Below are 4,353 nucleotides of genomic sequence, written 5' to 3'. Positions count from 1 at the left end.
CGGTGGATGCCATTGGCACCGCGATTCAAGTCAAGGAACTGGCGTTGGCGGGTTCCGAGATGGTTCGCATCACCGTCAACACGCCGGAAGCGGCGCAGGCTGTTCCGCATGTGCGTGAGCAACTCGACCGGATGGGGATCGACGTTCCACTGATAGGGGACTTTCATTACAATGGCCATCGGTTGTTGACGGATTACCCCGCTTGCGCGGAGGCGTTGTCCAAATATCGCATCAATCCGGGAAATGTTGGCAAGGGCGACAAACGTGACCGGCAGTTTGGCCAGATGATAGAGGTTGCCATGCGCTGGAAAAAACCCGTGCGTATCGGTGTGAACTGGGGCAGCCTTGATCAGGAACTGCTGGCCAGCTTGATGGATGAGAACAGTGCGCGTGCAGTCCCTTGGGATGCCAGGCAAGTCATGTATGAAGCATTGATTACGTCCGCGATCGATTCCGCCCGGCGCGCTGAAGAAATGGGAATGCCTCGTAATCAGATCATCCTTTCCTGCAAGGTAAGCGGTGTTCAGGACCTGATTTCGGTTTATCGAGAATTGGCCCGGCGCACAGATCACGTGCTTCACCTAGGGCTGACGGAGGCCGGTATGGCTACCAAGGGCACGGTGGCTTCTGCCACGGCGTTATCGATCCTGCTGCAAGAAGGCATTGGCGATACCATTCGCGTTTCCTTAACGCCCCAACCGGGTGAGGCCCGCACCCAGGAAGTTGTTATTGCGTCAGAGATTCTCCAGGCGCTTGGTTTGCGGACCTTTGTGCCCAGTGTGACGGCATGCCCAGGTTGCGGGCGCACCACCAGTACGACCTTCCAGGAGCTGGCCAAGCAAATTGACGACTTTCTGCGTGCGCAGATGCCTGTCTGGCGCGAACAATATCCCGGCGTCGAAGGGCTCAAGGTTGCCGTCATGGGCTGTATCGTCAATGGACCGGGTGAAAGCAAACATGCCGATATCGGCATCAGCCTGCCCGGCTCCGGCGAGGCGCCTGCCGCGCCGGTGTTTATTGATGGTGAAAAAAGACTGACCCTACGTGGCGACAACATTGCGCAGGAGTTCCAGGTCATTGTTGAAAATTACATTGAAAAACGCTTTGGCACGCACACCGTCGCTGAAGCTGCGTAACGCCCATGGTTGAAAAAACAGCTGCCGGCCCGGTAGAAAAATCCGCCGTGGCCAAAATGGAAAAACTGACGGGCGTCAAGGGGATGAACGACATCCTGCCGCCGGAGTCGGCTCGTTGGGAGTGGTTCGAAGCCAAGGTGCGCGCATTGATGGCCCGCTATGCCTACGCCAATGTACGCACGCCGATCGTCGAGCCGACCGCGCTGTTTGTGCGTGGTCTTGGCGAGGTGACCGACATCGTCGAAAAGGAGATGTATTCCTTTGTCGACTCGATGAACGGCGATCGGCTCACGTTGCGCCCTGAGGCYACTGCCGGTATTGTGCGCGCGATGATCGAACACAACGCGCTGTACAACGGCCCGATACGGGTCTGGTCGGCGGTGCCGCTGTTTCGTCATGAGCGACCACAGAAGGGGCGTTATCGCCAATTTCACCAAATCGATGTTGAAGCGCTGGGCTTTGCCGGACCTGATGTGGATGCCGAGCAAATTCTCATGTGCCGAGCGCTGCTGCACGACCTGGGCATTCCGATGGAGCATGTGCGGCTCGAACTGAACAGCCTGGGCCAGCCCAGCGAGCGAATGGCGCACCGTGCCGCGCTGATCACGCACTTTGAGGCGCATGCCGGCGTGCTTGACGAAGATGCAAAACGCCGGCTGCACAGCAACCCGTTGCGCATCCTCGATACCAAAAATCCTGCCATGCAGCCCGTTGTGGAGGCCGCGCCGCAGCTCATGGACTTCCTTGGCGAGGGTTCGCTGGCGCACCTGAACGCGGTGCGCGCAGTGCTCGACGCGGTAGGGCTGTCCTATCGCATTAATCCGCGCCTGGTGCGTGGCATGGATTACTACAACCTCACGGTGTTCGAATGGGTCACCGACAAGCTTGGCTCACAGGGTACGGTTTGCGGTGGCGGCCGTTACGACGGCCTGTTCGAGCAGCTTGGCGGCAAGCCAACGCCTGCGGTAGGCTGGGGCATGGGTGTGGAACGAATGCTGCTTCTGCTTGAGGCGGTGGGCGTGTTGCCGCCGGTGAGTGGCCCCGACGCCTACGTGATCGTTCCGTCTGCCGAGATGATGCCAACTGTGATGGCAACCTGCGAAGCCTTGCGCGCTGCTGGCATCAACGTGCAGATGCACGCCGGAACAGGCGATGGCATGGGCAGCATGAAGTCCCAGTTCAAGARAGCTGACGGTAGCGGTGCGCGCTACGCCCTGATTTTTGGCGAAACCGAGTTCGCTCAAGGCTGTGTTGCCGTCAAACACCTGCGGGGCGAAAAAGACCAAGCCTTGCAGGCCCAGGCACTCCAGCCCTTGGGGGATGTCATGGCCTGGGCTCACAGCCTGCGCGGCTGAGCCGCCACGGCCGGCCATTTGGAGTGCTGGCCGGGCCTCTACAATCACCCCAACTCAATCCGCACCATTTCCGGGGCAGAACAAAGACTTTTATGGCAAAACATCTCGATTTGGAAGAACAGGAACAGCTTGACGAGCTCAAGCACTTCTGGAAGCAGTACGGTGACATGATCACCTGGGCCCTGATTGTGGTGCTCGGGGCCTTTGCCGCGTGGAATGGATACCAGTACTGGCAGCGTAACCAGGCAGCCCAGGCTTCGGTCATGTATGACGAAGTCGAGCGCGCTGTGCAGTCCGGTGACGTGGCAAAAATTGACCGCTCACTGGCCGACATGAAGGATCGTTTTGGCCGGACAACGTACGCTCAACAGGCGGGACTGCTTGCCGCCAAGGCATATTACGACAAAGGCAATGTCGACGCATCGCGTGCTGCTCTGAATTGGGTCGCTGAAAAAGCCTCTGATGAGGGCTATCAGGCCATTGCCCGGTTGCGCCTGGCGGGGCTGCTGATTGAGAAGAAGTCTTATGACGAGGCCCTGCAGCAGGTTTCGGGCCCATTTCCGAAGGACTTCACGGCATTGGTCGCCGACCGGCGTGGCGATATTCTGGCAGCGCAGGGTAAGAAGTCAGAGGCGAAAAGTGAATACGAAAAGGCTTACAAGGGGCTTGACGAGCGCTCCGAGTACCGGCGTCTGGTTGAGGTCAAGCTCAACGCGCTGGGGGTTGATCCCGGCGCAGAGACAACCAAGGCCGATGCGCCATCAAATAAAGAGGTGAAGAAATGATTTATCAATCTTTTAGGCCTCTGGTCCAAGCGGTGCGTGCGCCGGCAGCTATTGTTTTGATAGCGATTCTGAGWGGGTGTTCCTTTTTCGGTGGCGGTCCTGCAAAACCGCAACCCGCAGAACTTCAGCCGGTCACTGGGTTGGTGTCTGCGCGCCAGATCTGGACCACCCGCGTGGGGCAGGTGAACTTCCCGCTTGAGATGGGGGTTTCGGGCAACACCGTGGCAGTGGCCAGTGGTGACGGCACCGTGGCTTTGCTGGATGCCCAAACTGGTCGCGATTTCTGGCGCCTTGCGCTGAATACACCCCTGGCCGCCGGTGCTGGAAACGACGGCAAGGTCGTTGCCGTGGTAACCAAGGCCAATGAAGTCATCGCGTTGCAGGATGGCAAGGAACTCTGGCGTCAAAAGCTGGGCGCCCAGGCATTTTCCGCTCCCTTCGTGGCTGGCTTGAGGGTATTTGTCCTGGCCGCAGACCGTTCGGTCACGGCCTTTGACGGGCTGACGGGTCGCAAGCTTTGGGCGCAGCAGCGGCCCAACGAGCCCCTGGTGCTTCGTCAGTCCGGCGTCATGCTGGCGGTGGGCGATACGTTGGTCGTAGGTTTGGCCGGCCGCCTCGTGGGCCTTAATCCGTCCAACGGTAGCATCCGTTGGGAGGCACCGATTGCCACGCCTCGCGGCGTCAATGACGTGGAACGGCTCGTCGACCTGGTAGGACGTGTCAGCCGGCAGGGCGATATCGTTTGCACGCGGGCATTCCAGGCAAGCGTTGGATGCGTCAACGCTGTGCGCGGCAACCTGCTGTGGGCCAAGCCGGCCAACGGTGTACAGGGCATTGATGGCGACGATCGCCTGCTGTTCGGCACGGAAGCTGATGGCACTGTGAACGCCTGGCGCCGCACCGATGGTGAGCGTGCGTGGTCCACCGACCGCCTGCGCTACCGCAGCCTCACGGCGCCGGTGGTCGTCGGGCGCTCTATCGCCATGGGCGATTTTTCCGGCTACATCCACCTGCTTTCCCGCGAAGACGGCTCACTGCTCAATCGCCTGCCTACCGATGGCTCAGCCATTGCGGCAA

4 protein-coding genes are annotated in these 4,353 nt (G+C 59.8%); all 4 read left to right on the top strand.

Annotation, left to right across the window (positions count from 1 at the left end):
- A partial coding sequence (gene ispG, locus AC1DWI_RS14865; RefSeq protein ID WP_477725108.1) for a flavodoxin-dependent (E)-4-hydroxy-3-methylbut-2-enyl-diphosphate synthase occupies positions 1-1,136 on the top strand: 1,136 nt, incomplete at its 5' end.
- Positions 1,137-1,141: 5 nt separating this feature from the next.
- Positions 1,142-2,491 carry a histidine--tRNA ligase gene (hisS, locus tag AC1DWI_RS14860; protein WP_477725107.1) on the top strand — a complete coding sequence of 450 codons (1,350 nt, stop codon included), beginning with the start codon at positions 1,142-1,144 and terminating at the stop codon, positions 2,489-2,491.
- A gap of 92 nt (positions 2,492-2,583) precedes the next feature.
- Positions 2,584-3,276, top strand: a complete 693-nt coding sequence (locus AC1DWI_RS14855) for a YfgM family protein (RefSeq protein ID WP_477669357.1) — start codon at positions 2,584-2,586, stop codon at positions 3,274-3,276.
- Positions 3,273-4,353 (top strand): outer membrane protein assembly factor BamB (gene bamB / locus AC1DWI_RS14850; protein WP_477725106.1); only part of this gene is annotated, 1,081 nt, incomplete at its 3' end. The genes AC1DWI_RS14855 and bamB, both read left to right, overlap by 4 nt.

The organism is Polaromonas sp. P3_C2, from assembly GCF_056402675.1.
The sequence above is the reverse complement of the archived record's forward strand: the minus strand, read 5'-3'. Positions and strand labels throughout refer to the sequence as shown.

Bases quoted from the DNA above. Each gene is read 5' to 3' on its own strand.
- AC1DWI_RS14855 (WP_477669357.1), top strand. From the start codon at position 2,584: ATGGCAAAACATCTCGATTTGGAAGAACAGGAACAGCTTGACGAGCTC.